The 26,799-nt window shown below is 70.6% G+C and carries 27 protein-coding genes and 2 pseudogenes; 17 read left to right on the top strand and 12 right to left on the bottom strand.

The window, feature by feature from the left end:
- The first annotated feature begins 43 nt into the window (after positions 1–43).
- A complete protein-coding gene (locus ACYF6T_RS18885; protein WP_461697891.1) occupies positions 44–1,714 on the top strand; it encodes a ricin-type beta-trefoil lectin domain protein in 1,671 nt (556 codons plus the stop codon).
- A gap of 166 nt (positions 1,715–1,880) precedes the next feature.
- On the opposite strand, the gene ACYF6T_RS18880 is transcribed toward ACYF6T_RS18885, so the two are convergent.
- Positions 1,881–2,453: a TetR/AcrR family transcriptional regulator gene (locus ACYF6T_RS18880; protein WP_461697889.1), complete on the bottom strand. Its 573-nt coding sequence runs from the start codon at positions 2,451–2,453 to the stop codon at positions 1,881–1,883.
- Positions 2,454–2,638: 185 nt separating this feature from the next.
- Here ACYF6T_RS18880 and ACYF6T_RS18875 point away from each other — a divergent pair, with 185 nt between their 5' ends.
- Together ACYF6T_RS18875 and ACYF6T_RS18870 are read left to right on the top strand one after the other, a co-directional pair.
- Positions 2,639–4,090 carry an MFS transporter gene (locus tag ACYF6T_RS18875; RefSeq protein WP_461697887.1) on the top strand — a complete coding sequence of 484 codons (1,452 nt, stop codon included), beginning with the start codon at positions 2,639–2,641 and terminating at the stop codon, positions 4,088–4,090.
- A 98-nt stretch (positions 4,091–4,188) separates the two neighbouring features.
- A complete protein-coding gene (locus ACYF6T_RS18870) occupies positions 4,189–5,655 on the top strand; it encodes a carboxylesterase/lipase family protein (RefSeq protein ID WP_461697886.1) in 1,467 nt (488 codons plus the stop codon).
- 435 nt (positions 5,656–6,090) lie between these two features.
- Here the strand turns inward: ACYF6T_RS18870 and ACYF6T_RS18865 are convergent, their stop codons facing one another.
- Positions 6,091–6,402, bottom strand: coding sequence for a type II toxin-antitoxin system PemK/MazF family toxin (locus ACYF6T_RS18865; RefSeq protein ID WP_461697884.1), 312 nt, complete (start codon positions 6,400–6,402; stop codon positions 6,091–6,093).
- Positions 6,399–6,584, bottom strand: a complete 186-nt coding sequence (locus ACYF6T_RS18860; protein WP_461697882.1) for a hypothetical protein — start codon at positions 6,582–6,584, stop codon at positions 6,399–6,401. Before ACYF6T_RS18860 ends, ACYF6T_RS18865 begins: the two co-directional genes overlap by 4 nt.
- 720 nt (positions 6,585–7,304) lie before the next feature.
- On the opposite strand from ACYF6T_RS18860, the gene ACYF6T_RS18855 reads away from it, so the two are divergent.
- Positions 7,305–7,721: a hypothetical protein gene (locus ACYF6T_RS18855; RefSeq protein ID WP_461697880.1), complete on the top strand. Its 417-nt coding sequence runs from the start codon at positions 7,305–7,307 to the stop codon at positions 7,719–7,721.
- Between the two features lie 625 nt (positions 7,722–8,346).
- On the opposite strand, the gene ACYF6T_RS18850 is transcribed toward ACYF6T_RS18855, so the two are convergent.
- Positions 8,347–9,696 carry a LuxR C-terminal-related transcriptional regulator gene (locus tag ACYF6T_RS18850; protein WP_461697878.1) on the bottom strand — a complete coding sequence of 450 codons (1,350 nt, stop codon included), beginning with the start codon at positions 9,694–9,696 and terminating at the stop codon, positions 8,347–8,349.
- 448 nt (positions 9,697–10,144) lie between these two features.
- Here ACYF6T_RS18850 and ACYF6T_RS18845 point away from each other — a divergent pair, with 448 nt between their 5' ends.
- Both ACYF6T_RS18845 and ACYF6T_RS18840 read left to right on the top strand, forming a co-directional pair.
- Positions 10,145–10,846: a cutinase family protein gene (locus tag ACYF6T_RS18845; RefSeq protein WP_461697876.1), complete on the top strand. Its 702-nt coding sequence runs from the start codon at positions 10,145–10,147 to the stop codon at positions 10,844–10,846.
- Positions 10,847–10,958: 112 nt separating this feature from the next.
- A pseudogene (locus tag ACYF6T_RS18840) lies at positions 10,959–11,258 on the top strand (transposase); the annotation flags it as partial.
- A 366-nt stretch (positions 11,259–11,624) separates the two neighbouring features.
- On the opposite strand, the gene ACYF6T_RS18835 reads toward ACYF6T_RS18840, so the two are convergent.
- A complete protein-coding gene (locus ACYF6T_RS18835; RefSeq protein WP_461697874.1) occupies positions 11,625–12,698 on the bottom strand; it encodes a lipocalin family protein in 1,074 nt (357 codons plus the stop codon).
- 72 nt (positions 12,699–12,770) lie between these two features.
- Here ACYF6T_RS18835 and ACYF6T_RS18830 point away from each other — a divergent pair, with 72 nt between their 5' ends.
- Positions 12,771–13,445 (top strand): TetR/AcrR family transcriptional regulator, encoded by a 675-nt coding sequence (locus ACYF6T_RS18830; protein WP_461697872.1) that lies wholly within the window; start codon positions 12,771–12,773, stop codon positions 13,443–13,445.
- 15 nt (positions 13,446–13,460) lie between these two features.
- Here ACYF6T_RS18830 and ACYF6T_RS18825 read toward each other — a convergent pair whose 3' ends face one another.
- A complete protein-coding gene (locus ACYF6T_RS18825) occupies positions 13,461–14,369 on the bottom strand; it encodes a LysR substrate-binding domain-containing protein (protein WP_461697870.1) in 909 nt (302 codons plus the stop codon).
- Between the two features lie 202 nt (positions 14,370–14,571).
- Here ACYF6T_RS18825 and ACYF6T_RS18820 point away from each other — a divergent pair, with 202 nt between their 5' ends.
- The 3 genes from ACYF6T_RS18820 to ACYF6T_RS18810 all read left to right on the top strand — a co-directional run bounded on the left by ACYF6T_RS18820 (position 14,572) and on the right by ACYF6T_RS18810 (position 17,757).
- Positions 14,572–15,792 (top strand): FAD-dependent oxidoreductase, encoded by a 1,221-nt coding sequence (locus ACYF6T_RS18820; protein ID WP_461697868.1) that lies wholly within the window; start codon positions 14,572–14,574, stop codon positions 15,790–15,792.
- A gap of 40 nt (positions 15,793–15,832) precedes the next feature.
- Positions 15,833–16,726, top strand: coding sequence for an alpha/beta hydrolase (locus ACYF6T_RS18815; protein ID WP_461697866.1), 894 nt, complete (start codon positions 15,833–15,835; stop codon positions 16,724–16,726).
- Positions 16,727–16,818: 92 nt separating this feature from the next.
- Positions 16,819–17,757 (top strand): NAD(P)H-dependent oxidoreductase, encoded by a 939-nt coding sequence (locus ACYF6T_RS18810; RefSeq protein ID WP_461697864.1) that lies wholly within the window; start codon positions 16,819–16,821, stop codon positions 17,755–17,757.
- Between the two features lie 36 nt (positions 17,758–17,793).
- Here the strand turns inward: ACYF6T_RS18810 and ACYF6T_RS18805 are convergent.
- The 4 genes and pseudogenes from ACYF6T_RS18805 to ACYF6T_RS18790 all read right to left on the bottom strand — a co-directional run.
- Positions 17,794–17,946: pseudogene (locus ACYF6T_RS18805) on the bottom strand (FAD-dependent oxidoreductase); the annotation flags it as partial.
- Positions 17,947–18,046: 100 nt separating this feature from the next.
- Positions 18,047–19,051, bottom strand: coding sequence for a DNA polymerase Y family protein (locus tag ACYF6T_RS18800; RefSeq protein ID WP_461697862.1), 1,005 nt, complete (start codon positions 19,049–19,051; stop codon positions 18,047–18,049).
- 127 nt (positions 19,052–19,178) lie between these two features.
- A complete protein-coding gene (locus tag ACYF6T_RS18795; protein WP_461697860.1) occupies positions 19,179–19,334 on the bottom strand; it encodes a hypothetical protein in 156 nt (51 codons plus the stop codon).
- A gap of 428 nt (positions 19,335–19,762) precedes the next feature.
- A complete protein-coding gene (locus ACYF6T_RS18790; RefSeq protein ID WP_461698080.1) occupies positions 19,763–20,056 on the bottom strand; it encodes a hypothetical protein in 294 nt (97 codons plus the stop codon).
- Here ACYF6T_RS18790 and ACYF6T_RS18785 point away from each other — a divergent pair.
- Positions 20,009–20,287 (top strand): DUF6233 domain-containing protein, encoded by a 279-nt coding sequence (locus tag ACYF6T_RS18785; protein ID WP_461698075.1) that lies wholly within the window; start codon positions 20,009–20,011, stop codon positions 20,285–20,287. The genes ACYF6T_RS18790 and ACYF6T_RS18785 overlap by 48 nt on opposite strands.
- Here the strand turns inward: ACYF6T_RS18785 and ACYF6T_RS18780 are convergent.
- Positions 20,265–20,783, bottom strand: a complete 519-nt coding sequence (locus tag ACYF6T_RS18780) for a GNAT family N-acetyltransferase (protein ID WP_461697859.1) — start codon at positions 20,781–20,783, stop codon at positions 20,265–20,267. The genes ACYF6T_RS18785 and ACYF6T_RS18780 overlap by 23 nt on opposite strands.
- Between ACYF6T_RS18780 and ACYF6T_RS18775 the strand changes: the two genes are divergently transcribed.
- The 4 genes from ACYF6T_RS18775 (at position 20,782) to ACYF6T_RS18760 (ending at position 23,966) form a co-directional block, all read left to right on the top strand.
- A complete protein-coding gene (locus ACYF6T_RS18775; RefSeq protein ID WP_461697857.1) occupies positions 20,782–21,372 on the top strand; it encodes a helix-turn-helix domain-containing protein in 591 nt (196 codons plus the stop codon). The genes ACYF6T_RS18780 and ACYF6T_RS18775 overlap by 2 nt on opposite strands.
- Complete coding sequence (locus ACYF6T_RS18770; protein ID WP_461697855.1) at positions 21,369–22,541, top strand: MFS transporter; 1,173 nt, start codon at positions 21,369–21,371, stop codon at positions 22,539–22,541. The genes ACYF6T_RS18775 and ACYF6T_RS18770 overlap by 4 nt, the downstream gene beginning before the upstream one ends.
- Positions 22,542–22,614: 73 nt before the next feature.
- Positions 22,615–22,746, top strand: coding sequence for a hypothetical protein (locus ACYF6T_RS18765; RefSeq protein WP_461697853.1), 132 nt, complete (start codon positions 22,615–22,617; stop codon positions 22,744–22,746).
- Complete coding sequence (locus tag ACYF6T_RS18760; RefSeq protein WP_461697851.1) at positions 22,743–23,966, top strand: bifunctional class I SAM-dependent methyltransferase/NUDIX hydrolase; 1,224 nt, start codon at positions 22,743–22,745, stop codon at positions 23,964–23,966. Before ACYF6T_RS18765 ends, ACYF6T_RS18760 begins: the two co-directional genes overlap by 4 nt.
- Before the next feature lie 263 nt (positions 23,967–24,229).
- Here the strand turns inward: ACYF6T_RS18760 and ACYF6T_RS18755 are convergent, their stop codons facing one another.
- Positions 24,230–24,829, bottom strand: a complete 600-nt coding sequence (locus tag ACYF6T_RS18755; protein ID WP_461697849.1) for a TetR/AcrR family transcriptional regulator — start codon at positions 24,827–24,829, stop codon at positions 24,230–24,232.
- A 118-nt stretch (positions 24,830–24,947) separates the two neighbouring features.
- On the opposite strand from ACYF6T_RS18755, the gene ACYF6T_RS18750 reads away from it, so the two are divergent.
- Complete coding sequence (locus ACYF6T_RS18750; RefSeq protein ID WP_461697847.1) at positions 24,948–25,697, top strand: SDR family NAD(P)-dependent oxidoreductase; 750 nt, start codon at positions 24,948–24,950, stop codon at positions 25,695–25,697.
- A 14-nt stretch (positions 25,698–25,711) separates the two neighbouring features.
- The gene (locus tag ACYF6T_RS18745) at positions 25,712–26,461 is read left to right on the top strand and encodes an SDR family oxidoreductase (protein ID WP_461697845.1); all 750 of its coding nucleotides are present in this window, start codon (positions 25,712–25,714) and stop codon (positions 26,459–26,461) included.
- The last annotated feature ends 338 nt before the right edge of the window (positions 26,462–26,799 follow it).

Here is a 26,799-nt window from a genome sequence, read left to right as displayed (position 1 = left end):
CTGCACCACCGACACCCACCCGCAACGGAAAAGGAGTCGCACCGTGCGCACAACCCTGGCGCCCCACAGATCAGCCAGATCGACAACCGTGCTCGGCGTCCTGACACTGCTCGCCGCCCTGCTGGCCCTGTGGGCCCCTGCCTCGTCGGCGGCGCCCGCCGGGCAGGTTCTGGCCTCGCCCAACCTCACCACCTACCCGCAGGGCGACGACAGCTACCCGCGGGCCGTCCGTCTCGACCATGACGGCTCGTCGGGCCAGACCATGCTGGCCACCTTCGCCCAGCGCAACCAGGGCACGCCCAGCACGCTGCCCGTCTACCGCAGCACCAACGGCGGCCAGAGCTGGTCCGCCACTCCCATCTCGACCATCACCTCACACACCGCCGGCTGGGACCTGGAGGCACCCGTCCTCTACGAAGTCCCGCGCACCGCGGGGGGCTTGAACGCCGGAGACCTGCTCGCCGCGGGCACCGCCTGGAAAGTGGGCGACTACACCGCGCAGAAGATCGAGGTCTTCAAGAGCACCGACCACGGCCAGAGCTGGCAGTACCTGTCCAACTGCACCCAGACCAGCGGCCTGCCCAACACCATCGGCGCCGGCATCTGGGAGCCGTATTTCCTGCTCGCCCCGAACAACACCCTGGCCTGTTTCATCTCCGACGAACGTCCCGCCAACACCCCGACCAACAACCAGGTCATCGGCCACTACACCTCGACCGACGGCGGCCGCACCTGGAGCTCGACGCTCACCCAGGACGTCGCCTTCCCCGCGGACAACCTGGCCCGGCCGGGCATGTCGATCGTCGTGCCCCTGCCCAACGGCCGGTTCATGATGTCCTACGAGCTGTGCCGGGACGCCACGGACGCGGACCACACCTGCGAGGTGTACACCAAGACCAGCGACGACGGCCTGAACTGGGCGCCCACCGACTCGCCCGGCACCCTCGTGCAGACCAGCGACGGACGGCAGTTGCTGCACACCCCCTACCTGGCCTGGCAGTCGGGCGGCGGCCCCAACGGCACACTGCTGATCTCCGGTCAGCGCGTCGTCACCGGCCCCACCGGCAACAAGGCGGTCATGTCCGAGTCCGGCACGGTGGTGCTGGCCAACACCAGCCTGGGTACCGGTGAGTGGACCGAGATCGAGGCACCGGTCAAGACGGACCCGACCGGCGGCTACAACACCGGCGAGCCCTCCTGCCCCGGCTACAGCTCACCGATCGTGCCCCGGGCCGGCGGGGCCACGTTCCTGTACCTGACCGCAACCTGGCTCGGCACGGGCAACCAGTGCCAGATCCGCTTCAACACCGGCAGCCTCGGCGGCCCGGTGGGACAGGTGACCACCCCGTGGGTGTCGGGCAAGTGCCTCGACGTCGACACCAACACCAGCGGCAACGGCCGGGCCGCGCAACTGTGGGACTGCAGCACGGCCACCGGCCAGCGTTGGTCTGTCGCCCCGGACGGCACCCTGCGGGCCTTCGGCAGGTGCCTGGACATCGACGGCAACGGCACGGCCAACTTCACCAAGGTCCAGTTGTGGGACTGCAACGGCGCCGGCGGCCAGCAGTGGCAGCACCAGCCCGACGGCTCGCTGCGCAACCCGCAGTCCGGCCGCTGCCTGGACATCCCCTCGGGCGCCACCGCCAACGGCACGAAGCTGCAGATCTACGACTGCAACGGCCTGGGCACGCAGAAGTGGAACATCCCCTCGTAACGGACCTCTTGCGTCTCCTCCCGCGAGACACCGAGGTCCGGCGGCCCCGCTCCCGAGCACAGTCCACGGCAGCGGGTCGCCGCGCGGGAGGGATGTGACGCCCGCTGCCCGAGCGCTGGACCGCGGAGTGCGCCTACGGCTGCCTGATGCTCCGCCGCCGCATGTCTCAGGAGTTCGCGTCACCCGTCTGACGCAGGCCGTCGAACATGGTGTCGAAGAGCGGTCTGAGGTAGTCGGCCGATTCGTTGATCTTGGCGATGGCGACGATGAGGTCGAAGATGTGCTCCAGCGTCAGGTCGTCGCGGATCTGGCCGGCTGCCTGGGCAGCGTCCAGTAGGGGACGGCCCGCCTCGATCGCGCGGCTCCGGTGGCTGGTGATGTTCTCGCGGTCGGTGTGCTCCAGCAGCTCGGAGATGATCAGCCGCTTGTGCGGGATGAAGTCGATCTGCAGGCGCAGCCAGGCGATGAGTGCGGCCTCGGGGCTCTGTCCGGGTGCGGGCTTGGCGGCCTCGCAGATCTGATCGACCTCGTCGGCGTACAACGCCTCCAAGAGTTCCTGGCGGCCGGGGAAGTTGCGGTAGAGCGTGGCCATGCCCACCCCGGCGCGGCGCGCGATCTCGGCCATGGAGATGTCGGATGCGGGATCGGCGAACGCCTCCCGCGCCGCGTCGAGGATCTTGCCGCGATTGCGCTGCGCGGCTGCCCGACGATTCGGGAACGCCGTCTTGGCCGTGTCCATGAGCGCCTCCACTCATCGTGCCGGTACTCCGAGGCGCAGCGCCCGGAGCGGAGCTGCACCTCGCAAGTGGACAGCCTATCCGGTAACGCCCTACAGTTAACGGACACCCTATCCGGCATCTGGAGGGACGAAGTGCCATGCCCGATCCATCGCCCACCTCGCACGTGAACAGGCCATCCTCGTCCATGCCCCCGGACGCCTCCCACGGGGTGGCCAAACCCGGAGTCACCCTCGCCGTCGTCGCCGCCGTGGCCTGTGTCGCACAGTTCATGGTGGTGCTGGACTCCAGCATCGTGAACGTGGCGCTCCCTTCGATGAAGGCGGGCCTGGACTTGTCCACCAGCACCCAGCAGTGGGTGGTCAACGGCTATCTGGTCGCCTTCGGCGGCCTGCTGATGATGGCCTCGCGCGCCAGTGACCTGTTCGGGCGGCGGCGGGTCTTCCAGCTCGGCCTGGCCGTCTTCTCCGCGGCGTCCTTGCTCGGCGGACTGGCGCAGGACGGCTGGATGCTGCTGGCCGCGCGCGTTGTGCAGGGCGCGGGGGCTGCGGCGCTGGCACCCTCCAGCCTCAGCCTGATCACGGCCAGCCACACCGAACCGTCCCAGCGCACGCGGGCGATGACCTGGTGGGGAGTTGCCGCCTCCAGCGCCGGAGCCGTGGGTATCGTGGTCGGCGGCCTGCTGGCCTCGGTGAGCTGGCGCTGGGTGATGCTGATCAACGTTCCCATCGGTATCGGTCTTCTCATCGCCAGCCTGACCTGCCTCGCGCCGACCACCACCGGTGAACGGCGTTCACGCATCGACGTGCCCGGTGCGATCGCCGTGACCTTGTCGGCCGCCCTGGTCGTCTACGGCGTCTCGGCCGCACCGGATGCGGGCTGGGGAGCCGCACGCGTCATCACCGCGCTGGTCGTCGGCGTCGCCCTGCTCGCCGCGTTCGTCGTCATCGAGCGCCGCACCGACGAGCCACTCGTCCCCCTGGGGATCTTCTCCGTCGCCAACGTGCGCACCGGCAACCTCCTCACCCTGTGCCTCGGCGTGGTGATCACCGCACCGCTGTTCTTCCTCTCCCTCTACCTGCAGCAGTTCCTGGGCGAAAGTGCGGTGCGCACAGGACTGTCCCTGTTGCCCATGGTCGCCGTCATCAGCGTCGGCGTGCTCCTCTCCCAGAAGCTGATCCCCACCCTGGGCGCCCGGCGCCTGGTGTTGATCGGAAGCGTCGGCGCCGCCCTGGGGCTGGTCGGGCTGGCCCGACTGCCGGCCCACTCCGACTACGTCGGCCATGTCCTGCTGCCCACCATGGTGGTCGGTGCGGGAACCAGCCTCACGATGATGCCGGCGGTCGTGGCCGCCACCAGCGGCATCGACCCCCGCAACGCGGGCGTCGCCTCGGGCCTGATCAACATGTGCCGCCAGCTCGGCGCCGCGCTCGGCCTGGCGACGCTGGTCACCGTCGCCACCACCGTCACCAGCCACAGCCACGCCGACGGGAACGCGGCCGTCGTGGACGGCTACCGCATCGCCTTCTTCGCCCTCGCCGCCCTGAGCCTCGTCGGCGCCGCCCTGGCCCTGCTGCTCAAACCCGCCGAAGTCTCCGCCCCCACCCCGCGCCCCACCGCACCGGCCGACGCCGGCTGACCGCCCCCCACTCCTCCACCGGCGTTCACACCACAGCCGACCGCCGCCGGCAGTGTCCCGCCGACACCCCGGCGCACTCGTCGAAAGAGAGACCCGCAGTGATCGTCGACGCCCCCTGTGGACCGATCGCGGGAGACGACCGGGACACGCACATCGCCTACCTCGGCGTTCCCTACGCCCGTGCGCCCTACCCCGACCACGCCTTTGACCCGCCGCAGCCGTGCGAGCCGTTCGCCACGTGCTTCGACGCGACCGTCTTCGGCCCCTCTCCGGCCCACCCCCTGGTGAAGCAGGAACTCTTTCCCGACCCCGTCATCGAAGGCGACCGGGCTCTCAATCTCAACGTGTACGCCCCGCGCGACGGCGCCGGGCCGTTCCCCGTGGTCATGTGGCTGTACGGGGGTGGCTTCTTCACCGGCAGCAACGCCAGCCCCTGGTACGACGGAGCTTCTTTCGCCCGCGACGGCGTCGTCTTCGTCGTCCCCAACTACCGCCTCGCCGCCGAAGGCTTCATGATCCTCGACGACCAGGTGGCCAATCGTGCCCTGCTCGACATCACCGCCGCCCTGACCTGGATCCGCGACAACATCGCCGCGTTCGGCGGCGACCCTCGTAACGTCACCGTGGCCGGCCAGTCCGCCGGAGCGATGGCCGCACTTGCCCTCATCGGCGCCCCCGGCGCTCGCGGCCTCTTTCGCCGTCTGGCGGTCATGAGCGCCGCAGCACCCCAACTCGCTCCGCTGGAGCGCATGCTCCGGCTCTCGGACGACTTCGCCGACCAACTCCGGGTGCCACGCACCCGCCAAGCGATATCCGCCGTACCGGCAGTGCAACGCCTCGAGCTGGAAAGAACCTGGCTGCCCGGAGAAGTCCAGTCAACCGCCGACAGTGTCGATGAACGCGCCCGCCGAGCCGGCCGGGACTCCCTGCGCTGGCAGCCCACCCACGACGGCACCGTCGTGACCGCCTCCCCGGATCAGGCCCTCGCCGAGCCCGGCGCCCTGGAGGCCCTCATGATCGGCACGACCACACAGGAGTGGAACTTCCTCCTCGGCGACACCACCACCCCCACCGTGGCCGCCTGCGAACAGGGCATGGAGAACCTCGGTCTCGCCGCCCGCGACCTCGTCGTCTATCAGGAGCAGCTGGGCAGCGACAACCCCGGCCATGCCCTCGCCCAGGCCCTGAGCGACCGCACGTTCCGACAGTCGGCACGGCGCCTCGCCGACACCGCGGCACGGGCCGGCACACCCACCTACACCTACCAGTTCGCCTGGCCCGCGCCACTCGTCGGCGCCGCGCACTGCACGGATCTGCCGTTCGTCTTCGATCACCTCGGTGCACCCCAAGCCCCCGACCTGCTGGGAGCTGACGCACCGCAGCACCTCGCCGACCACATGCACACCGCCTTCGTGCGCTTCGCCTACGGCGAATCCCCCGGCTGGAGCACCTATGACACGGATCGACGCATGACCATGATCTTCGACCACCACCCACACGAACACCCCGACGCCCTCAACCGCACCCCCAACGACCTGCACGCGCAGACGCAGTACGTGAGGTGACCCGGCGTCTTCTGCTCGACGCCGGCCGGATCGTGCGGGCGCAGGATTCGTACGTGCAGGGGGGTGGGGCGGAGTACGGGGCAGGCGCTCCCGTGCTCCCCCGCTCGCCGAGAGGTGCATGAGGGGATCGGCGCGATAGCGGCGGCACTCAGCAGCGGGGTTGCGAGGCGGCAGATCCCTCGAAGGTGCAGCTCCGGAGGCGGTGCCCGGCAGCCGGATCGCCTACGGTGCGAAGAAATTGTTCCGCGCGCCCCCGGTATGCGGGGAGCGCGTTCAATGAACAGGGCCTCCGTGATGGCCGTCGTCGCCTTGGTACTGACATGGTCACGCGGATCGCGGTCCAGGCGACGGATCCGACGGCGGACGAGCAGGGCCTTCGCGCTCGTGGGCCGGACGGGGCGACCGCCATCGGTCCCGTCCGGCCCATCGCTCCCCTTACAGGTCGAGGACCGCCCGAAGAGCGTTGTCGACGAGCTCTTGCTGTTCGGGGCCGATGTTGCCGTGCAGTGTGCCGGTCTCGAAGCGGACGGCGGAGAGCTGGAGGAGGTTGACGGCGACGAGGGAGGCGTCGAGCGGAGCGGTCAGACGCACGCTCATCGCCGTGTCGGGGTGCTGCGCGGGCGCGTGGAGCACCAGGACGACGACGGCGTTGTAGGCCTCGGCGAGACCGTCGAGGCTGACGACGAGGACGGTGCGGGTGCCTTTGCCGGTGTCGACGTCCCAGACATCGCCCTTGCGGATGGTCACAGGGCGTCGCCCTCGCCCGCGAGGTCGAGGGGAGCCATCGAGGCGAGTTTGCGGGCGGCGTCCAGCGTCATCTGTCGGCGCACGGCGCGCAGGATGTAGTCGTTCAGCGACGGCGCCTCGGCAGCCGCATCGCGCAGTGGCTTGTCCATGGCGTCGGGGATCCGCAAAGTGATGGCAGTCATGACGCCAAATTTAGTGGCAGCAATGCCGTCAGGGAAGCGTGGCGCAAGCGCGAGTCCCGGACTTCGTCATAGCGGCTGCTGACCGCTTTTCGCGGATCGTGGTCGTTCGTCACACCTCAGCTCCGGCACAGGCCCGGCCCGACGTGTTGTCGGTGGGCCAGACAGCGCTGGCGCACCATGCCGCGGACGCAGGGGGAAAGTGTCCCGGCAGGGGCAGTGCTGACACCGTAGGCCCGGCCACGACGGCCACGCGGGCCGGCGACCGGGCGGGACTCGCTCCGGCCTGGCTGGGCTTCAGGGCCGTCGCATCCGCGGGAGACCGGGGTACCGCCGTCAGGGGGATGTCGACCATGGCGTGCAGCCCGCCCGGGTCGCCCCGGCAGCCGCGTGGACGGTGTTGCCCTCGCTGACGACCATGACGTAGCGGGCGAGGGCGTCGGGATCGGTGTCCGCCGGCAGGTCACCCTCCTCGACGGCACGGGCGAGGCGCTTGGCGAGGGCCTGGCCGCCGGCGAGCCGGCTGTCGGCGAGCCGGCTGTCGGCGAGCCGGCTGTCGGCGAGGAACCTGGCGATGCGGCCGCACTCGCCCCCCTGGGCCCAGGCCGCCTTGCACGGACAGACATCCCGAGGGGCGGCCGGACCGGGTGAGCGCGTCGGCGTCGGCGCATAGCTGGCGCCGCATCAGGCAACGTTCGCCCTGACGATGGCTACTCTGACGACGTGGCCGATGAGAAGGACAGTGGGAGCGGTTCGATCCGACGCACCTCGTGGGACCACCCGGTAGCGGTCACCGTCGCGTTGGAACTGGGCGGCCTTGCTGTCTCCGGGTTGGTCGCTCTGGTGGGGTGGCCGTTCGGGTGGCTGCCCGACGCTGGTTTCGTCCTCCTCGTGACGGGCCTGATCGCGATCGGGCCTGCGGCTGGGCTGTACAGCCGGGCGGCCCCGCCGCGTCGGCTTGCTGTTGTTGCCGCTGTCCTTGCGCTGGCAACGGTGAGACTGCTCGTGGTCGCAGCGATGAACTGGGCCTTTCCTGCGCTGCCTGATCCGGGCGTCTGTATCCTCGTTGGCTACCTTGTTGCGTTACCCGTCGGCGTGGCTGTGCTGGCTTGGTTCCTCACCAGGGCGAACGTTGCCTGATGCGGCACCAGGTCACGGTCCCCGCCATCGCCGCATCGGCACCTGGCACGACAGCCTCTGGTCCGGTACTCGGTCGACCGGCGCACATCACCCGGTTGGCCGGGTCTGGGGGCGCCGCGCCGGGGCACTCGACGGTCCGGTCCCGATGCGTGTTCCTCCAGGCTCGCACTGGGGCGCGAGGGCGGTGCCGCAGCCATCTCTGAGTCGACTGCGGCACCGTCACGAATACGGCGAGTGCGCCCGCCGGGTCAGAGCCGTCAGCTGATACCGGTGCAGGTGTAGGGAGTGAGCGTGGCCGGGCCGACGAGTCCGTTGGCCTGCGCGGGACGGCCGGACAGTGCGGTCGCTGGCCGAGCCGGCGGCCGAGATGGGGTGCTTGCGAAGCTCGCGGGATCGGTGGTCAGGGCGATGACCTGACTGTCGTCGCCGGGCAGGGACACGTGCACGGTGACGCCGTCCCGGTGGGTGGCGTACTCAGCCGGCGCAGTGACGGCACCGTACAGGTGTTGAGCAGGTACGGCGCGCGGACACCTCACCCGGGCACCGTCGAAGGACGAACACCACACCCGAGGCTGACGTGCACCGGCTTCTCCAGGTCGGCCAGCGCCCAGCCCGTCAGGGCATGTCAGGGGAGCTGCTCTTCGGCGCGGACCGGGGAATCCGACTCCATGACATGGGCGAGAGCGGCCCGGGAGCGCACTCCGAGTTGCGCGAAGATGTTGCGCAGGTGGTACTCGACGGTACGGGTGCTGATCGACAACTGGCGTGCCACTTCACGGTTGGTCGCGCCCTGTGCCACCAGGCCGGCGATCCGCGACTGCTGCGAAGTGAGCAGCGCCGGTGCTCCCGTCCCGGATGGCACGGCGGGTACTCCTGTGGGCGTCTCCCCCGCCGCTCTGAGCTCGGCGTTGGCCTGCTCCGTGGCCGTGTCGGCGCCCAGCTGGTCGAATCCCACGGCGGCGGCACGCAATTGGGCACGCGCCTCCACCGTACGGCGCCGACGCCGCAGCCACATCCCGTACGCGAGGTGGGTCCGGGCGTGCTCGTAGGGACTGTCGACCTTCTCGTGCTGCGCCAGGGCCGCGACGAAGAGTTCCTCGCTGCGCTCGTCACTGGCCACCAGGGCCCGGCAGCGCAGGACGACGGCGGGGCTGTGCGGGTCCGCGCCCCATGCGGCCCACTCGCCGTACTGATCGATCAGGTCTCCTACTTCCGGGTCGTGGCCGGCGAGGACCGCGGCCTCGACGTAGTAGGGGACGGTCATCATCCACAGGCCGAAGTGGCCCCGTCGCGGCCCCTCGTGCACGAGCGGGGCCAGTCGCGCGGCGGCGTGTTCGGCGTTGCCGTGGCTCAACTCCGCGCGGGCCCGGGCCCATTCGGCGAGCGTTCTGGTCTGGCTGAGCCCGTGGGCGTGGGCCGTGTGCAGCGCCGACTGGGCGTGCGCGGCGACTGCTTCCGCGTCGCCCGCGATGGAGGCAGTGAGGGCGAGGACCGCGGACAGGCCGGCTGCCACGTTGCGTTGTGGGTGCGCGGCGGCGGCTTCGAGACCGGCTTCGGCGTGTACGCGCGCCTGGTGGTAGCGGCCCTCGCGCAGTTCGGCGTAGGCGAGGTGTTCGAGGATGCGTGGCACGAGCGTCGGCGTCATGGAACGGGCGGTGGCCAGAGCCTGGCCGAGGACCTGCCGAGCCTCGGCCAGGTCGCCCAGCATGAGCGCGATGGTGCCGGCCGACAGCAGCCGCGAGGCGTCCTGCTGCGTCGTCAGTACGTGCCGTACCGGAGCGAGGAGCACCTTGGCGCGAGCCAGGTCACCGTGCAGGACGCGGTGGATGCCGTCGCGATAGGCGCGCCAGAAGGCCTCGACGGGATCGTCGTCGACGCCCGTGGGGAGTGACCCGGCAGAGGGATCGGGCGAGGGGCACAGCGCGTTGAGCGCGGTGAGGTATCCGTCGCGATCGCCTCCCAGCCAGGCTGCCATGGAGGCATGCACCGCCGCCTCGCGTGAGCGGGCCACATCGGTTGTCCGCAGGGCTCTGGAGGCGAGGAGCAGGAGGTTGTGGGCATCGGCGACGGGACCGTCACGCAGCAGATGCAGGCCGAGCGCCAACTCCTCGTGTGCGGGCTGCGGTTGCTCGACTCGCGCGAGGGGAGCGTCCGGTTGAGATCCGGGATCCGTGCCAGTCGCATCGTGCCCCACGCGCACCACCGTTCTCTGTGCCCTTGCTGTGCCGATGGTAGCGAGCGACCGACAGACGCGGGCCCTGTTCCGAGGCATTACTGACTGTCCGTCTAAGGAACGGGCCGGTGCTCGACTGGTGATTCCACCGATACGTGCGGGGCGTCGTGCTTCCTACGGTGCTGTTGCGCTCGGCTCACGGACCCTCGTGACGAGCGCGCGGACCACCGCTCAGGAAAAGAGGAACCACATGTCCCGTCATGCTTCGTCCCGGCGTCGTCTCACCCTGGTGTCCCTGGCGGGCGTGGGCGCGCTCGGCGCGGCCGGCATCTACTTGCTGCCGTCCATGGCCTCGGCCGCCCCGTGCTCCGACGTGGAGGTCGTCTTCGCCCGCGGTACCGGAGAGGCGCCCGGGCTGGGCATCACGGGTACCCCGCTCGTGAGTGACATCAAGAGTGGGCTGCCGGGTAAGACCGTGTCCTCGTACGCCGTCGCATACGCGGCGAACTTCTCGCAGACGAGCGCCGGGCCGGGCGCGACCGACATGACGCGACGGGTCACATCGGTCGCGGCCGAGTGCCCCAACACGTCCTTCGTGCTGGGCGGCTACTCACAGGGCGGCAGCGTCACCGACATCGCCCTGGGCATACGTACGCAGTTGGGCACCGGCCGCGCCATCCCCACCGACCTGGCCAATCGCGTCAAGGCGGTCGTCGTCTTCGGCAACCCCCTGCGTCTGTCGGGCCGCACCATCACCTCGGCCAGTGACGCGTTCGGCCCCAAAGCGGTGGAGTTCTGCAACACCGGTGACCCGGTCTGCGGCAACGGCAGCAACGGCGCCGCGCATCTGACCTACCACCTCAACGGAAGTGTCGAGCGGGGGGCGAAGTTCGCCGTGGATCGGATCAACCAGGGCCGACCCGGAACGGACGCGTCCCACGCCAGGCGGTGACGAGCGATCCGCGCGACGCGTAGCCGTATACCAAGGTGAGTGCGTGTTTCTGAACCGGCTTGGCGGACAGTCCCGGGCTCTACGCTGGCGTGGTGCCCGAGGACGCGGAGCGCGGCTGCGGCTGATACACCCCGAGATCACCATCGTCTGGGCCGACTCCGCCTCCGCCGGACAGTTCATCGACTGGGCCAAGAGGAACCTGAACCTGACGCTCGAGACCGCCAGCCGGCCGAAGGACACCAGCGGATTCGTCGTCCTGCCGCGCCGCTGGGTGGTGGAGAGGTCGCCGGCCTGGATCATGCACGCTCGCCGGCATGCCCGGGACTACGAACGGCTCATCCAGCATTCGGAATCGTTGATCACCTGGGCCGCGATCACACTCATGACCCGGCGCATCACGCGCCGGACCCCCCGCAGGAGCGGACAGCCGGCCTCCCGCGAAGCCGAGCGTGACTGATCGTTGTGAAGGCGGTGGCGGCCACCTTCACCCACAAGTGCCGCAGTCTGCGGAGGAGTCCACTCTCCCACCAAAGACCTGGCCCGCGACCGGCCCTTGGCCCGACAGCCGGTTATTGAGCCCGGGCGGGCCTGGCCCTGAAGAGCACGAGGCGCACGGTACCGCCGTGTCGTCTGGCGGCGTCTCTCCATTGCCTTGAGGCCCGGGGCATTGTCCACTCGCCCTTTTACACAGATCACCCGAGTCGTTACGGCGGGCGCGCTCCGGGGACGGGCGTGGACGTCCCCGGAGCGGCTGGGCCGTTCAGCGCAGTCGGCTGGCTCAGCGCTTCCAGTTGCCGACCATCTCGACGTAGTTCTTGCCGGTGACGTGCTTGCCCTCGTAGGTGCCGCTGAAGGATGCCGTGCCTTCGTACCGGCTGTCGCCCTCCGGCTCCTGGGCGTCGGAGCCCGTGATGCCGACGGCGAGGTGGGTCCTGAGGCTGGGGATGTCGACGGTCCAGCGCGTCGGGTAGGAGTTGCCGCTGGTGGGGCTGGTCCAGAACCTGTGGGCGCCGTCGGCGAGCGGCTTGACCGCGGCCAGGTCGTAGGAGCCGTCCGGGTGCAGCACCGTGGCCCAGGCGTTGCCGGTGCTGCCCGCGTAGTCCCAGACGGCGACCCGGTCGCCGTTGGGCAGACTGAGGTTCATCCATGTCCAGTGGAAACTGCTGCTGTTGAGGGACAGCGGGCCCCACTGGCGGTCGAGCCACGTCTCCCCGGACACCTTCTCGGTCTTGCCCTGGACGGTCAGGGTGCCGGTGGTGCGCATGGAGGGGAAGGCGTACTCGTACTGCTGGTTCCCGAGCAGGGAAAAGGTGCCGGTACCGGCGTATTCCATGACCGGGCGGCCCTCGGTCTGGAGGTGAAAGTCGAGGGCACCCCACGGGGTGGTGGCCTTGACCGACATGTTCTGCGCGTCGCCGGTCCAGGTCAGGCCGGGCATCGTGATGTCGAGTCCGCTCGTGCTCCAGTGGTAGTCGTTCTTGTCGATCGGGACCTCGTAGCTCTTGTACCAGCCGGTCTTCTCGTCGCTGACGGTGACGGCCAGCAGCCGCCTGTCCTGGTTCGGCATGTTCAGCGTGTGCACCAGCACCCCGAAGTCGTGGCCGCCGGCCTTCACCTGGCTGGTGAAGTAGATGGAGTCGGCGAACTGGGTCCCCGGAGCGGGGGACTGCGCGGCGAGATCGGCGGCGGGGTCGATCGTCGTCGGAACCCCGGAGTAGGGGGTGCTCAGGGTGCGGCGTGTGCTGGGGGTGCCGGCGTCGGCCGTGGCCTGGGCGGCGGGCACGGCGGCCGCGCCGAGGAGCGCGGCCGCGACGACGGCGACGCCCAGTCTGGTCCGGATGGTCTTCCTCACGGGGTCCTCCCTGATGCAAGGGGTTGGCTGCCGAGCGGCGATTCGCTCAACGGCTGTAGAGTCAATGTAGGCATGGAGGACGAACTGACTCAACAACTGTTGAGTGAAAGGAATGTGATGACCGACACCTCACCCTCCGGGAGGGCGGAGCGGCGCGCTCGTACCCGCGCGGCGATCCTGGACGCCGCACGGCAGGAGTTCGCCCTGCGCGGCTACCAGAAGGCAACGATCCGGGCGGTGGCCGACCGGGCCGGCTGCGACCCGTCGCTGGTGATGCAGCACTTCGACAACAAGCAGAAGCTGTTCAGGGCCGCGTCCGAGCTGAACCTGGACATGACGGACGTACTGGCGGGCCCTGCCGAGGAACTCACCGACCGGATGGTGCGTGTGGTCTTCCAGTACATGGACGAAAGGCCGGAGGCCACCACGTCCACACTCCGGTCCATGCTCACGCACGACGAGAGCGCCGAGGAGGCGCTCAAGCTGTTCAACCTGGAGGAGATGGTCAGTCGCATCTCTCCCGTCGGCGCATCCGACAGCGAAGCGAGGGAGCTTCGGGGCCAGTTGGTCGGAGCGTTGACACTGGGGGTCGCGATCGCGCGCTACGTGCTGAAGTTCTCCACCGTCAGCAGGGCCAGTGTCGATGATCTCGTGACGTGTCTGCGGCCTGCCGTCAACGCGATACTGCCGGACGCGCAGCAGACCCTTGAGCAGACGGGCCGGCAGACCGGCGCATCCGGAGGCTAGTGTGATGTTGCAGATTCAGACCGTAGGGCTGTTCTCGACTGTCTGGCCGGCCTGAGCGGCGATGCGGCGCAGCCACATGTGGGCCGGTTCCCGCTCATGCAGGGGATGCCACCACAGGGACTCCACCAAGTGGCCGATCTCGAAGGCAGGTTGCACGACGGTGATCGATGGTCCGGCAAAGGGCGCGGCCGCGGCCCGTTCGGGCATCAGGCCGATCCGGTCGGTCCCCGCGACCAGGTGGGGAATGGCCAGGAAGTTCTCCGTGACGATCTCCGCGTGCGGTTCGATGCCCTCGGCGTGCAGGCGGTTCAAGGGGGAGAAGACCGGCGACGGGTGGCGGTAGGGCAATACCCAAGGGCGTTGCGCCAGTTCCTCCCGTCCGAGGACAGCGGGGGCGCGGTCGGCGGACACCACGCACACCCAGCGGTCCTTGTACAGGTCGAAGGTGGGGATGTTCGACAGGATGCCCTGGGGCAGGACGAGGGCGTCCACCGTGCGCAGGTTGTCCAGCGCCTGCTGCACGACCCGTTCGGTGCTGTGCTGGAACCGCAGCCGCACGTTCGGCGCGGCGGTGCGGACCAGGTCGGCCAAGGCCCGCCCGAACGTGGGCAGTTGGCAGTCGGCCATGATCACGGTGAACTCGTGCCGGGCCTGCGTGGGATCGAAGTCGGGGCGCGTCTGGAGGACCCGGTCCGCCCAGCTCAGGGCCTGCTCGGTGTGTTCCACGAGTCGTTCGGCCAAGGGGGTCAGCTCGTAGCTGTTGCCCACCCTGACGAGGAGTTCGTCGCCGTAGTGCCGGCGCAGCCGGGCCAGGGCCGCGCTCAGCGAGGGCTGGCTCAGACCGAGCCGTTGTGCGGCGCGCGTCACACTGCGCTCCTGGAGGAGCGCGTCCAGCGACGGCAGCAGGTTGAGGTCCAGCGTCACGGCACCCACCCCGAATGATCATCAGTCCTGTCTATGCCCAGCATAAGCGATTTCGGCTTCCCTGATCCCCGGGCGGACGCGAGAGTGGTGGCACGGCTCGGCGGGAGTTCGTGTCAGACGGACCGCCGTCACCCCCAGACGTTCGCATGCTCGGGCCTGCGCCGATCGATGCAGGTGTTCCGAGCCCATCAAGGAGGCGACAATGCCGTCGTTCCATGTCCTGATCGCCGGCGGAGGCATCGGAGGGCTCTGTCTGGCGCAGGGTCTTCGCCGCGCGGGCATCAGCTGCACCGTCTACGAGAGCGCGCCGGGCATCGGGCGGGGCGGCTACCGCCTGCACATGAACGGCGCGGGTGGCCGCGCTCTTCAGCAGTGCCTGCCGGATGCCCTCTTCGAGCTGTACATGCAGACCTCGCGCGAGACGCCGCGCCGTGAGGTCATGGTCGTGCTCGACCACCAGGCCCGCGAACTGGGCGCCCGCCCCCACATCGGCCCGCCCAATGACCCGAGCCGGCCGCACACAGCGGTCAACCGGCGCACGCTGCGCCAGATCATGGGCGTGGGCCTGGAGGACATCGTCCGCTACGACAGCACCGTCACCGGCTTCGAGACGGACGGGGAGAAGGTGCGGGTGCTGCTCGACGACGGCACGAGCGAGACCGGGGACGTACTGGTGGGCGCCGACGGCATCAACTCCGTCGTGCGCCGGCAGTTGCTGCCCGACATTGCAGTCGTGGACACCGGAATACGCGGCCTGTACTCCATCGCACCGCTGACCGACGATCTGGCAGCGAGCCTGCCCGAGGCACTGTTCGACGGCTTCGCCATCGCCACGGGGCCGAACGGCGCGATGTTCGCGTACGGCGTGTACCGGCCGCGCCGGCCGGTCGCCGAGGCGGTGGCCGAACTGGCGCCCGGCGCCGCCGTCGATCCCGTCGCCCCGTACATCATGGTCAACCTCGGCCTTCCGCCCGGCAGCCCTGTCGCCGCCCAGGCTCCCGACCTGTGGGACAGCTCGGCCGAAACCCTGCACGCGCTGATGCGCACCGCGGTACGGGGCTGGGATCCCGCCCTGGCCGATCTCGTCGAGCACGTCGACGCGTCGACGATCTTCCCGGTGGCCACGCGGCACCTACAGCCGGCAGAGCCCTGGCCGGCCGGCCGTGTCACCCTGCTCGGCGACGCGATCCACGCCATGCCTCCCTCGTTCGGCTCCGGTGCCAACACTGCACTGCGCGACGCCGCGGCTCTCGCCCGGGCCCTTGAGCGCGCCGCCCACGGTGACACACCTGTGGCGGCGGCCGTGGCCGAGTACGAGTCCGAGATGCGCGCCGAGGTCTTCCCCATCCTGCGCGCCTCGGCCGACCCGCGGGGCCTCGACGCCGACTTCCTGCCCGACGACCTCCCCGTCAGTCACACCTGATCGCCGACTTCCCGACACGAGCCGCACCACGAGGAGACCCATGCCTGTCACCGAAGACATCGAGTTCCGAGTGTCGGAACTGACCCTGCGGGGCAAACTGTTCCGCCCGGCCGACGGCCCGGAACGCCCGCCCGTCGCCATCCTCCAGGGCGGCCTGGGCGGTCCCGCGGAATCCATGTTCGCCATGGCCGAGGGCTTCACCGACGCCGGTCTGGCCTGCCTGATCTACGACCACCGCAACACCGGCTACAGCGACGGCGAACCCCGTCAGCAGTTCGATCCCTGGCAGCAGTGCCGGGACCTGCGCGACGTCATCACCCATCTGACCCTGCGCGAGGACGTCGACCCCGACCGCATCGCCCTGTGGGGCATCAGCATCGGCGGCGCCAACTCCCTCTTCACGGCCGCCACCGACCGCCGGGTCAAAGCGGTCGTCAGCATCATCCCCCCGGTCAGCGGCTGGAGCGCACGCACCCTCCAACCGGCCGACACGCTCGCGGAGCTGGAAGCGCTCATCCCCGCCGACCGTCAGGCCCAGCTGCGCGGCGAGCCGGCCGCGAGCATCCGCCTGCACGGCGTCCCGGAACCCGGGGCCCCGGTCATGTTCAGCGACCAGGAGGGTCTGGAATTCGTCGAGAACATGATCCACGATCTGCCCAGTTTCCGGAACGAGATCACTATCTCGACCCTCGACCGCATCTTCGAGATGGAGGTGCGCGCCTACGCCGAACGCATCACCGCCCCGGTCCTGATGATCCTCGCCTCCAAGGACACCGTCGCCCCCGTCGAGGAGGCCCGCGAGATGTACGAGCGGATCCCCGACCCGAAGGAGGTCATCGAGTACCCGGGCCAGCACTACGAGATCCTCTCGAACCACTTCCCGGAGATCGTCACCCGCAGCGCCGACTGGCTGGCCGCCACCCTGCGCGGCTGACCGCCCCACCATCCGCTCCCGACCGGTCCGCCGGAGCCCGCGTGGCCCGGCGGACCGCCCCCGTCCCCCGACCACACAGAGAGGTGTCGTCGATGCGTCTGCTCGGACTTGCCTGCGGGCAGCAGGACGGCAGTGCCGAGGTACTGCTGAAGGCCGCGCTCACCGCGGCCGCGCGCGAAGGAACAGCCGTCGAGATGGTACGGCTGACCGACCTGTCCCTGGTGACCGCCGCCACCGCGGACGCCGGGGACGACGCGGCCTGGTTCTGCGACCGGCTGCTCGACGCGGACGGCGTGATCGTCAGCTCCCCCACCTACACCCGCAGCGCACCGGGCGCGTTGAAGCTCCTCATCGACCGCGCCTTCGGTCCGCGCACGGACGTCGTCTTCGTCCGTGAGGCCCTCGCCCACCGCGAACACGGCCCGGCCGAACAGAAGGAAACTCGCGGCCTTCTGGGCCTCGACACGGCCCCCGACCCGCGGGTCCTCAAGCCGCGCGTGGCCGGCTTCATCGCCGTGGGTGGCTGCCCGTCACCCCACTGGCGCACGCTGACGCTGCCCACTCTGCACGCGCTGGCCTTCCCCCTGCACATGGCCGTCGCCGACCAGATGGAAGTCCCCACCCCCGGCGGCCTGGGCGGCATAGCCACCGACCCGGCGGCCGTGGCGCGCGCCGAGCGGCTGGGCGGCGCGGTCGCCCGGCAGCTCGGCCTGCCCCACGACGAGGTCCGGTTCCTGGGCGAGCCCGGCACCTGTCCGATGTGCCACCTCGACCTGATCGTGCTGCGCGGTGGCCGCGCCGAATGCGGCACCTGCGGGGCCGCGGGCCGTATCGTCGTCGAAGACGGCGACATCCGGGTCGACTTCTCCCCCGCCGGCACCGCTTCCTCCGTCCACACGCTTACGGAGCTGGAGGAGCACTACCGGGAACTGCTGAACGCCGCCACACTGGAGCCAGACCCCCAGGAAATCGACAAGCACGCCGCCGCGTTCCGCGACAGCGTCCCCGTCCTGCGCCCACCACGACCGTAGACGACCGCTCGCGGGCTCTCGGGAACTGTGGACCGCGGCCGTGAGCGCCCGGGTCAAGGTGGCGGCGTCCCGCAGCGCGCTGTTGGCGCCGGTGCCGAAGCTGGGCGGCATGGCGTGAATGGCGTCGTCGAGCAACGTGACCCTGCTGGTGCTCCAGGGCTCCGCCGGCTCCAGGCGGCGTACGGCCACCGGGAAGAGAGTCGAGGCGCCGATGCGTTCGGCGGCTTCGGCCGGCGCCGGATGCCAGCCCCGCACAGCCCGGCGTGCCGACGAACACGTTTGCGTCAGGTCAGGAGGCGCGGCGGTAGAGGGCGGCGGGGCCGATGACGCCGGGGCCGAACTTCTCCCGCACACGGTCGACGGCCGCTTCCGCCACCAGCCGCGCCTCACGGGTGTCGTCGAAGGTGATCTGCCGAGCGACCTGGCCGGCGTCGACGAGGTCCTCGCCCCTGAGGGCCAGACTGGTCAGTCGGCCGCGCTGCAGGCCGGCGGCGTCCATCAGCTGGTAGGCGACCAGGCGCAGGTCGTCGTCGTGCGCGGACGGCTCCGTAAGGCGACGGGTCCTCTCCCACGAGGTGCCGCCCGCGAAGCGCAGGGTGAGGGTCAGCGCCCGGGCGGCCTGCTCCCGTCGGCGCAGACGCACACCGAGGCGTACCACCAGCTCCAGCAGGGCGGCGCGCACCTCGGCGCCGTCCAGGAGGTGCCGGTCGAAGGCGCGGCGGGCGGTCGCGGTGGCGGGCAGGGCGCGGGGGACGACCGCGCGCGGGTCGATGCCGCGGGCCCGGTCGGCGGCCGTACGCCCGGCGCGGCCACCCAGCAGCCGCTGCACCGTGGCGGCCGGCACCGCGGCGAGCAGGCCCACGCTGTGAATGCCGTAATCCCGCAGCACCTCCGCCTGGCGTGGACCGATGCCGTGCAGCGCCTCCACCGGCAGCGGTGCAAGCCAGTCGGCGGCCTGCTCCGGGGCCACGGCCAGGACGCCGCCGGGCTCGGGCACCTGGGCGGAGGCGGTGGCCGCCACCGTGATCGAGGGGCCGATACCGACGCGGACGTCGACACCGAGACGGCAGAGCGTGCGCACCCGCAGGATCTCGCCCAGACCGCGGGCGTCGGTGCCGTGGTAGCGCAGCGCGCCCTTGAGCTCCACCAGGGCCGCGGCCGGCGGCAGCGCCTGCACCACGGTCGACAGCCCGGCGAGCTCCTCCAGGACCTGCCCGTACAGCTCCCGCCCCAGCCGGTCCGGGCAGCGCACATGCATCACCGTCGCTGCCTGGCGCGCCCGTCCGTTCGTCATGGCCCACCTCCTGCAACCCATGTTATCGAACAGAAAATCGAACACGCCGCCCGGCGTCGGCGGATCCTGCTCCCGTCGCCTCCCGCATTCATGGGCCGCGGTTCGGTCCGGCCGGCGTGACGCGCGCTTACGGGCTCTCCAGCCAAGCGGTGCACCAGGAGCGGAAGCCGGGACTCACCGGCACGAAGCCGCCCCAGTCCGGATCGATCTGCCAGATCTCCCCTGCGTGCGGGCCGTTGAGGATGAGCCGTGTGTAGATACCGCAGCCTTGTTCGGCCAGCATGAGGGTGCCCTGGGTCAGATCGGCGGGCGATCCGATCGGGCCGGGCAGGGGGCCGGTGAGTCCCGGCTTCCGCTCCTTGCTCGCCCCGGGCGCGAGGCGGTCAACGGCATGATGCCGTGTCCGGGCCCGGCCGGGTCGTTGCCCACCTCCGCGACGAAGGACCGGTATTCCACCGGCAGAGTGATGCCGTGCGATGTCTCGAACGCCCGGATCTCCACCTCCGGAAGCTGCGGCGCCAACGCGTACCGGTGCGTGCACGCCCCGAAACGCAGCCGCTGCGGGTCCCGTGCGGCCATCTCCCCTATCCGCGTGCGAACGCCGCCCCCGTCCCAGATCGCCACTCATCGACCGTAACAACGACGTCCGCGCGCCCAGCAGGACGCCAAGGACCGGCGAACCTGTACGTGACCACCAGCACTCTATGCCGATCACACTTCGATGGCACAGGACAGGCACGCACGGGGTGGGCAGGGGTGGATCATGAGCATAGAATCAAAAATATGTTCGATGATCTGCCGCCCGATCTGGACCGCCTGCGTACCCTGCGCACCTGGCACGCTCTGTGGGTCCAGCGCATCGACGCCAAGATCGCGGCCGTACTGCGGCGGCAGGCCGAAGTCGAGCGCGGCCGACGGCGCAGGCCGCGGCCGCCGGAATGGGTCGTCGAACTCGGCATCGGAGCCGAACGCCGCCCCCTCCAGATCCACGCCGGGGACTGCCATATGACCGGCTCCCGCCGCCGCCCGGTCAGCCGGGACGAAGCGCGCCGCCTCCTGACGGGCGGTTTGCGTGCCTGCACCCACTGCCGACCCGACGTCCAGCTGGACGTCATCGGGTTATCCCGAGCGAATACGGCCGGCCGCCGCCGACTGCTCGCCGCTCGCCGCGTGATGCGTACCGGCCGAAGCAGAACGTTCCTCCGCGCCCCGCTCACGTCAGGGGCAGCTGCATGAGCGTCAGGTCGAGCCATCGGCCGAACTTCGTGCCGACTTCCGGCACCGTGCCGACGTGGTGGAACCCGAACCGTTCATGCAACCGGATCGACGAGGTGTTCTCCGCTTCGATGCCCGCGATGACGACGTGGTGGCCGGCATCGCGCGCCGCCGCGATGAGCGCGGCCAGCAGTGCGGAGCCGATGCCGAGCCCGTGGCTGCCTTCCCGGACGTAGACCGAGTCCTCCACCGTGTGGCGGTATCCGTCCAGCTGCCGCCATGGGCCGTAGACCGCGAATCCGGCGACTTCTCCGTCCACGTCGGCCACGAACGCCGAACCGCGTTCCAGGTGGGTGGCCAGCCAGGCAGCCCCTTCGGTGGGGGACTGCGGGGTCTGCGTCCACAGCGCCGTGGAGTGCTCGATGGCGTGATTGCGGATCGTATGGATGGCCTCGGCGTCGTCGAGGTGGGCGGGACGTACCGTCACGGTGCGGCTTCTCTCGTATATTGGATTCATGTCCAATATAGTAGATCCGCTGGTGGGCCAGATCGCGGCCCGTGTCCGCACCGAACGGGAACGCCGCCGGTGGACTCTGGCCCAGCTCGCGGACGCCTCCGGTGTCTCCCAGGCGATGATCAGCCGGATCGAACGCGGCGAGAGCAGCCCCACCGCCGTCGTACTGGGAAAGCTGTCGGCGGCCTTCCAGCTCAGCGTCGCCTCACTGCTCGCCCTCGCGGAGGAGACGCAGGACGCCAGGGACGCAGCCGCCGGAGTGCGCCGCCGGGAGGAGGCCACCGAGTGGCGCGACCCCGCCACCGGATACCGGCGCCGGCAGATCACCGGTGCGCGGTTTCCCGCGGAGATCGCCGAGATCTGCCTGCCCGCCGGCGCCCGCGTGCCGTATCCGGCCGCCGCCTTCGCCTTCGTACGCCAGGTCGTCTGGGTCCTCGACGGCCAGCTGACCTTCCACGACGGCGACGCGGTGCACGAACTCGCCGCGGGCGACACCATTGAACTGGGCGAGCCCGCGCCGCGCGTCTTCGCCAACACCACGGACGCCGCGTGCCGTTACGCCGTCATCCTCACGCGCAGCACACAGCCATGACCCAGCCCCTTCCCCGGGGCGGCACGTTCCTCCTCGCCGCCATCGCCGGAACCGCGATCGCGAACAACTACGCCATCCAGCCCGCGCTCACGCATGTCGCCGCCGACCTGGACGTCCCCCTGTCCGCGATCGGCCTGGTGCCGACCGCCGCGCTCACCGGCTGCATGACCGGCTTCGCCTTCCTGCTCCCCCTGACCGACCACCTCGCCCCGCACCGTCTGGTCACCGCGCAGCTCACCCTCCTGGCCGCCGCCCTCGTCCTCGCCGCGGCCGCACCGGGGCCCGCCCTGCTCCTGACCGCCTACCTGCTCATCGGCGGCGCCGCCAGCGTCGCCGCCCAGGCCGGCACCATCGCAGGCCGCCACGCCCCGCCCGGGCGCCGCGGAACGGGCGTCGCCGCCGTCGCCGCCGGCATGTCGGCGGGCATCCTGCTCAGCCGCCTGGCCGGAGGGACGCTCACCGACACCCTCGGATGGCGGCGCATGCTCCTCGTCTTCGCCGCCCTCGCCCTGCTCGGCGCGATCACGGCCCACGTCCTCTTGCCCCGGCAACGGCCCCGTTCCGACCACAGCTACCGCGCCACCCTCGCCTCGCTCGCCCTGCTCCTGCGCCACCACCCGCAACTGCGCCTGGCGGTGGTCACCGGCGGCCTGTGGTACTTCGCCTTCAACCTCGTCTGGGTCGCTCTGGCCATCGCCTTGGCCCAGCCTCCTTACGGGTTGGGGCCGACCGCCATCGGCATGTACAGCCTGGCCGGGGTCCTCGGCTTCGCCGCGCTCCCTTTCACCGGACGCCTCACCGACCGGTACACCGCCCGCACCGTGATCACGGCCGGCGTACTGGCTGCCGCCGCCGGAACCGCACTGCTGGTCACCGGCCTGAGCAACCCCGCGGCCACAGCACTCGGGCTCGCCCTGTTCGACGCGGGCTGCTTCGTCGCGCAGGCGGCCAACCAGAGCCGGATCATCGCGCTCGATCCTCAGCGCTCCGGCAGCCTCAGCAGCGTCTATCTCGTGCTGTACTTCACGATCGGCGCCGTCGGCACCGCCGTCGCCGCACCCCTGCTGAACTCCTGCGGCTGGCAGGGCATCAGCCTCACCGCCCTCACCGCGCTGCTCGGTGCCGCCGTCCTCGGGCTCACCGGCACAGGCAGACGCGTCACGGCTTGAGGCGCCACGGCGTGCCACCGCCGCACACGCCCGAGGTGCCCTAACCTGGCCTGCCAGACATGACGGGGGCGGAATGACGCAGCAGTACACACCACACTCCGGCAGCGGCATCTACGAGGAGAGGCACGGCGCCGCCCACGGCGGCACCGCACTCGGCGAAGGCTGCCACCGCACCCTGCACCGGCTGTGCGGGGAGGCTGTGTGAACACGCCCGATGCCACAGCTCCGGAGCGGGTGAACGCGGATGCCTGGCGGGAGTACGGGCGCCGGCAACTCGACCGCGGCTACCAGCCCGCGGAGGTCAGCGACATCGACTGGGGCTTTTGGGGCACGGGCCCCGGCTCCGGCGTCCTGGGCGAGATCGCCGGTCTCCGGCTGCTGGACATCGGCTGCGGTGCCGGCGTCCATGCCGCACACCTTGCCCGCGACCACGCGGCCTTCGTCGACGCCATCGACATCTCCGCCACCCAGCAGCAACGTGCCCGCGACCGGTTCGCCTCCGTGCGCGGCGTACGGTTCCTGCTCGGTGACGCCGTGGACCACCTGCGCGACGCCGAACCCTACGACCTCGTCTACTCCGTGCACGGCCTCGCCTACACAGACCCCCGCCGCCTGCTGCCCGTGCTGCGGACAGGGATCCGCCCGCACGGACGGCTGGTCTTCTCCACCCTGCACACCAATCTCGACGGGCGAGGACCCGGCGACACCGTCGCCGCCCGTCACGAGGAGGTGCGGCTGGCCGACACCGCTCCCATCCCGGTGCGGATGTGGGTTCTCGCCCCCGAGGTGTGGGAACGGTTGCTGGCCGAGCACGGCTTCGCCGTGGAGTCCATCGACCTCCTGCGCGCCCCCGGCGCCGACAACCCGGTCGTGGTGCAACTCATCCAGGCCCGCCGCCATCAACGGTTGACCCCGCGCCCGGTCGTCGCCCGGGAGCGCGGCGATCACCCGCCCCACGCACAGGCCGCCCTGGGCGTCGGCATCATCGTCACCGACGCGCACGGCCGCGTGCTGATGGGACAACACCGCCTGGGCACCTTCGAGTTGCCCGGCGGCAAGGTGGACGCCGAGGGCTCCAGCGGCGAGTCCATCGAGGCCGCCGCGGCCCGTGAACTCGCCGAGGAGACCGGTCTCGTGGCGCGCCCCGAGGACATCCGGGTGCTCGCGCTGCTCCTGGACGCACGGCACAGCCTCAACCGCCTCACGGCCGCCGCGCTGGTCCGCCACTTCCACGGCACCCCTACCGCCAGGGAGCCGGACGTCGTCGCGCGCTGGCAGTGGCACAGACTGGACGCGCTGCCCGGCCCCTTGTTCGTGCCCTCCGCTCAGGTCCTGCGCACCTGGCGCCCCGATCTCCCCATCGCCCATCCCCCCGCCCACTGCTACCCCGTGCATTTCCCTCAGCCCGCCACGGCCGCGCACTGACCACATGGCACGAGAGGAGCCCCGCAGTGACACCGGCGCCGCGTCGCAACGATCGTCGCGGCAACCGCGCCGTCTTCCCCGGGTCGCACGTGCATCCCAGGGGTTCGGCCGCTCCCTGATCCAGCCACGGCCGCGGCCCATCGGGTGCCGTGCCTGCTCGCAGCATCCCGGGAGTGCGCGGCCAACGCACGGCGGGTGACGGCCTCACGGTTTCTCGACGAGGTGCTGTCGCCGGGAACGACCGTGTGCGCGCAGAGGTCCGGTCACGCCCGCAGCCCGTCCACCGCCGTGTCGATCGCCGCCAGCGCCGCCGTCGTGTCGAGCCCCGCCCTCGACACGAGCGAGAGCCCCTGGACGACGTAGAGCAGGAGTTGCGCCTGCGCTTCGGGAGAGTTGGCGTCCGTGACCTCTCCGGCGGCCTGTGCGCGACGCAGTGCCTCGGCGACGATGTCGGTGAACCGGCGGTATGAGCGGGTGACGATCTGCGTCGCTTCGCTGTCCTGCGGGACGAGTTCGGCCGTCGTGTTGCCGACCAGGCAGCCCTGCGGCACCCCCGCGTCGGAGATCAGTTCGTCCAGCCGGGCGGGGTGGGTGAGGATCTCGCGCAGGGCGGGCAGGAGCGGGCTGGTGTCGAGCGCGGCCGTCAGATGCCGTTCGTACACCTCCCAGTAGAGCTTGACGGCTTCGAGGTAGAAGCGGCGCTTGTCGCCGAACGCGCCGTAGAGGCTGCCGCGTTCGACGCCAAGCGCGTCGACCAGGTCCTGGATCGACGTCGCCCCGTATCCCCGGGACCAGAACAGTTCGAGTGCGCGCTCCAGCGTCTGTTCCTTGTCGAACTCGCGGGGGCGTCCGGTGCGTGCCACGTGATCGATCCTACGACTTCTTGACTGGACGTTCAAGAAGTCGTAGCTTCCGTTGCACCACTTCTTGAACGGTTGCACAGAAGTCGGTCGCTCACTGGCCGGCACGAAGGGCGAAACCATGGAATTTGCAGGCAAGACGGCACTCGTCACCGGGTCCGGCGCGATCGGCGGACTCGGGCACGCGACGGCCAGGGTGCTGGCCGCGGGCGGAGCCGACCTGATCCTGACCGGCACCGATCCTCAGCGCGGCGCCCAGGTGGTGGAAGACATCCGGGCGGCCGGTGGCGGGTCCACGGGGACGGTGCGTTTCGTCGCTGCCGACCTGTCCGACGGGGCGGGCGTACGACAACTCGTCGAGGACGCCGGAGCCGTCGACATTCTGATCAACAACGCGAGCGTGATGACGTTCTCCCCGACGACCCTGCAGGACCTCGCCGACTACGACGCCGCCTTCGCGGTCAATGTGCGCGCCCCGTTCCTGCTCACCGCCCGGCTGGCGGAGAAGATGGCGGCGGGCGGCGGCGGCAGCATCGTCAACGTCAGCTCCACCGCGGCCGGCCTCGGCATGCCGGGCATGGCCGTCTACGGCGCCACGAAGGCGGCGCTCGAATCCCTGACCCGCACCTGGGCGGCGGAGTTCGCCGAGTCGAACGTCCGGGTCAACGCCGTCGCCCCGGGCCCGATGCGCACCTCGAAGGTGCTAGCGGCGATGGGCCCCGACATGGGCGGCATGGGCCTGACCACAGCGCTCAAGCGCACCTCCGACCCGGCCGAGGTGGCCCATGTGGTCGCCTTTCTCGCCGGCGACCGGGCCAGTTACATCACCGGGGCGATCGTGGCCGCCGACGGTGGCCGCACCGCGATCTGAAGAGAGGCGCAACCATGGATCGTCTTGCCGGAAAGCACGCACTGATCACCGGGGGAACGAGCGGCATCGGCCTGGAGACGGCCCGCGAGTTCCTCGCCGAGGGAGCGACTGTCGCCATCACCGGCCGCTCAGAGGAAAGGCTGGACGCCGCAGCACGGCATCTGGAGGGACCGCTGCTGACCATCGTCAGTGACGCCGGCGACGTACCCGGCCAGGCCAAGCTCGCGGCGCGGCTGCGCGAGGAGTGGCCCAAGCTCGACATCCTGATGAGCAACGCCGCCGACGTCACCCACCTGCCGATCGAGGCATGGACCGAGGAGGCGTTCGACAGGCTCCTCGCGACCAATCTCAAGGCACCGTTCTTCCTGATCAGGGACCTGCTGCCGCTCTTCTCGCAGCAGTCCTCGGTCATCCTCGTCGGCTCGGTCTCGGCGTACATCGGACACGAGAACGCGACGGTCTACGGCGCGGCCAAGGCGGGCCTGCTCTCCTACACGCGCGGACTGACCTACGAGCTGAAGGACCGGGGCATCCGCGTCAACGGGCTGAGCCCGGGCCCGACGATCACGAACGTGTTCGCCCCCCTCGGCCCCGAGCGCCAGGCCGCCCTCTACGAGGAACTCCGGCAGACCGTGCCTCTCCATCGCCTGGGAACGGCCACCGAGTTGGCGAAGGCGGCGGTGTATCTCGCCTCCGACGAGTCCGCCTACACAGCGGGAACCGTCCTGCGCGTCGACGGGGGCATCGGGCAGCTCGCGTACTAGCCGCTGATCGGCCTGGGGCCTCGAACGAGGTCTCCCGCCTGATCGGCCTGGGGCCTCGAACGAGGTCTCCCGCCTGATCGGCCTGGGGCCTCGAACGAGGTCTCCAGCCTGATCGCCCGTCTCGGCGAGGTGTCCACGCATCCCGTCCGGGCGCGGATGCCGCGGCGTGTGACCTGGTGCGTCAGCTCACCACGGCTCCCGGACTCGCCTCGCCACGGTGGCCCGGGCCCACCGCGAGCTACAAGCGGCCGGCCGGGCTGGTCAGGAGCCCGCGCGGAGCGGGCACCCGGGCCACCGTGCCGGCCCGCCCCGGGCCCTCGGTCGACGACCGGCTCGCC

The organism is Streptomyces sp. 7R007, assembly GCF_054850255.1.
Note: the sequence above shows the minus strand (reverse complement) of the source record. Positions and strands in the feature narration are given on the sequence as shown.

What these genes read in the sequence shown, in the direction of transcription:
- ACYF6T_RS18880 (WP_461697889.1), bottom strand. Translation starts at nt 2,453, where the DNA reads ATGGACACGGCCAAGACGGCGTTCCCGAATCGTCGGGCAGCCGCGCAG.
- ACYF6T_RS18875 (WP_461697887.1), top strand. Translation starts at nt 2,639, where the DNA reads ATGCCCCCGGACGCCTCCCACGGGGTGGCCAAACCCGGAGTCACCCTC.
- ACYF6T_RS18860 (WP_461697882.1), bottom strand. Translation starts at nt 6,584, where the DNA reads ATGACTGCCATCACTTTGCGGATCCCCGACGCCATGGACAAGCCACTG.
- ACYF6T_RS18850 (WP_461697878.1), bottom strand. Translation starts at nt 9,696, where the DNA reads ATGGCAGCCTGGCTGGGAGGCGATCGCGACGGATACCTCACCGCGCTC.
- ACYF6T_RS18845 (WP_461697876.1), top strand. Translation starts at nt 10,145, where the DNA reads ATGTCCCGTCATGCTTCGTCCCGGCGTCGTCTCACCCTGGTGTCCCTG.
- ACYF6T_RS18830 (WP_461697872.1), top strand. Translation starts at nt 12,771, where the DNA reads ATGGAGGACGAACTGACTCAACAACTGTTGAGTGAAAGGAATGTGATG.
- ACYF6T_RS18820 (WP_461697868.1), top strand. Translation starts at nt 14,572, where the DNA reads ATGCCGTCGTTCCATGTCCTGATCGCCGGCGGAGGCATCGGAGGGCTC.
- ACYF6T_RS18815 (WP_461697866.1), top strand. Translation starts at nt 15,833, where the DNA reads ATGCCTGTCACCGAAGACATCGAGTTCCGAGTGTCGGAACTGACCCTG.
- ACYF6T_RS18810 (WP_461697864.1), top strand. Translation starts at nt 16,819, where the DNA reads ATGCGTCTGCTCGGACTTGCCTGCGGGCAGCAGGACGGCAGTGCCGAG.
- ACYF6T_RS18800 (WP_461697862.1), bottom strand. Translation starts at nt 19,051, where the DNA reads ATGACGAACGGACGGGCGCGCCAGGCAGCGACGGTGATGCATGTGCGC.
- ACYF6T_RS18795 (WP_461697860.1), bottom strand. Translation starts at nt 19,334, where the DNA reads ATGCTGGCCGAACAAGGCTGCGGTATCTACACACGGCTCATCCTCAAC.
- ACYF6T_RS18790 (WP_461698080.1), bottom strand. Translation starts at nt 20,056, where the DNA reads ATGGCAGTCCCCGGCGTGGATCTGGAGGGGGCGGCGTTCGGCTCCGAT.
- ACYF6T_RS18775 (WP_461697857.1), top strand. Translation starts at nt 20,782, where the DNA reads ATGTCCAATATAGTAGATCCGCTGGTGGGCCAGATCGCGGCCCGTGTC.
- ACYF6T_RS18780 (WP_461697859.1), bottom strand. Translation starts at nt 20,783, where the DNA reads ATGAATCCAATATACGAGAGAAGCCGCACCGTGACGGTACGTCCCGCC.
- ACYF6T_RS18770 (WP_461697855.1), top strand. Translation starts at nt 21,369, where the DNA reads ATGACCCAGCCCCTTCCCCGGGGCGGCACGTTCCTCCTCGCCGCCATC.
- ACYF6T_RS18765 (WP_461697853.1), top strand. Translation starts at nt 22,615, where the DNA reads ATGACGCAGCAGTACACACCACACTCCGGCAGCGGCATCTACGAGGAG.
- ACYF6T_RS18750 (WP_461697847.1), top strand. Translation starts at nt 24,948, where the DNA reads ATGGAATTTGCAGGCAAGACGGCACTCGTCACCGGGTCCGGCGCGATC.
- ACYF6T_RS18745 (WP_461697845.1), top strand. Translation starts at nt 25,712, where the DNA reads ATGGATCGTCTTGCCGGAAAGCACGCACTGATCACCGGGGGAACGAGC.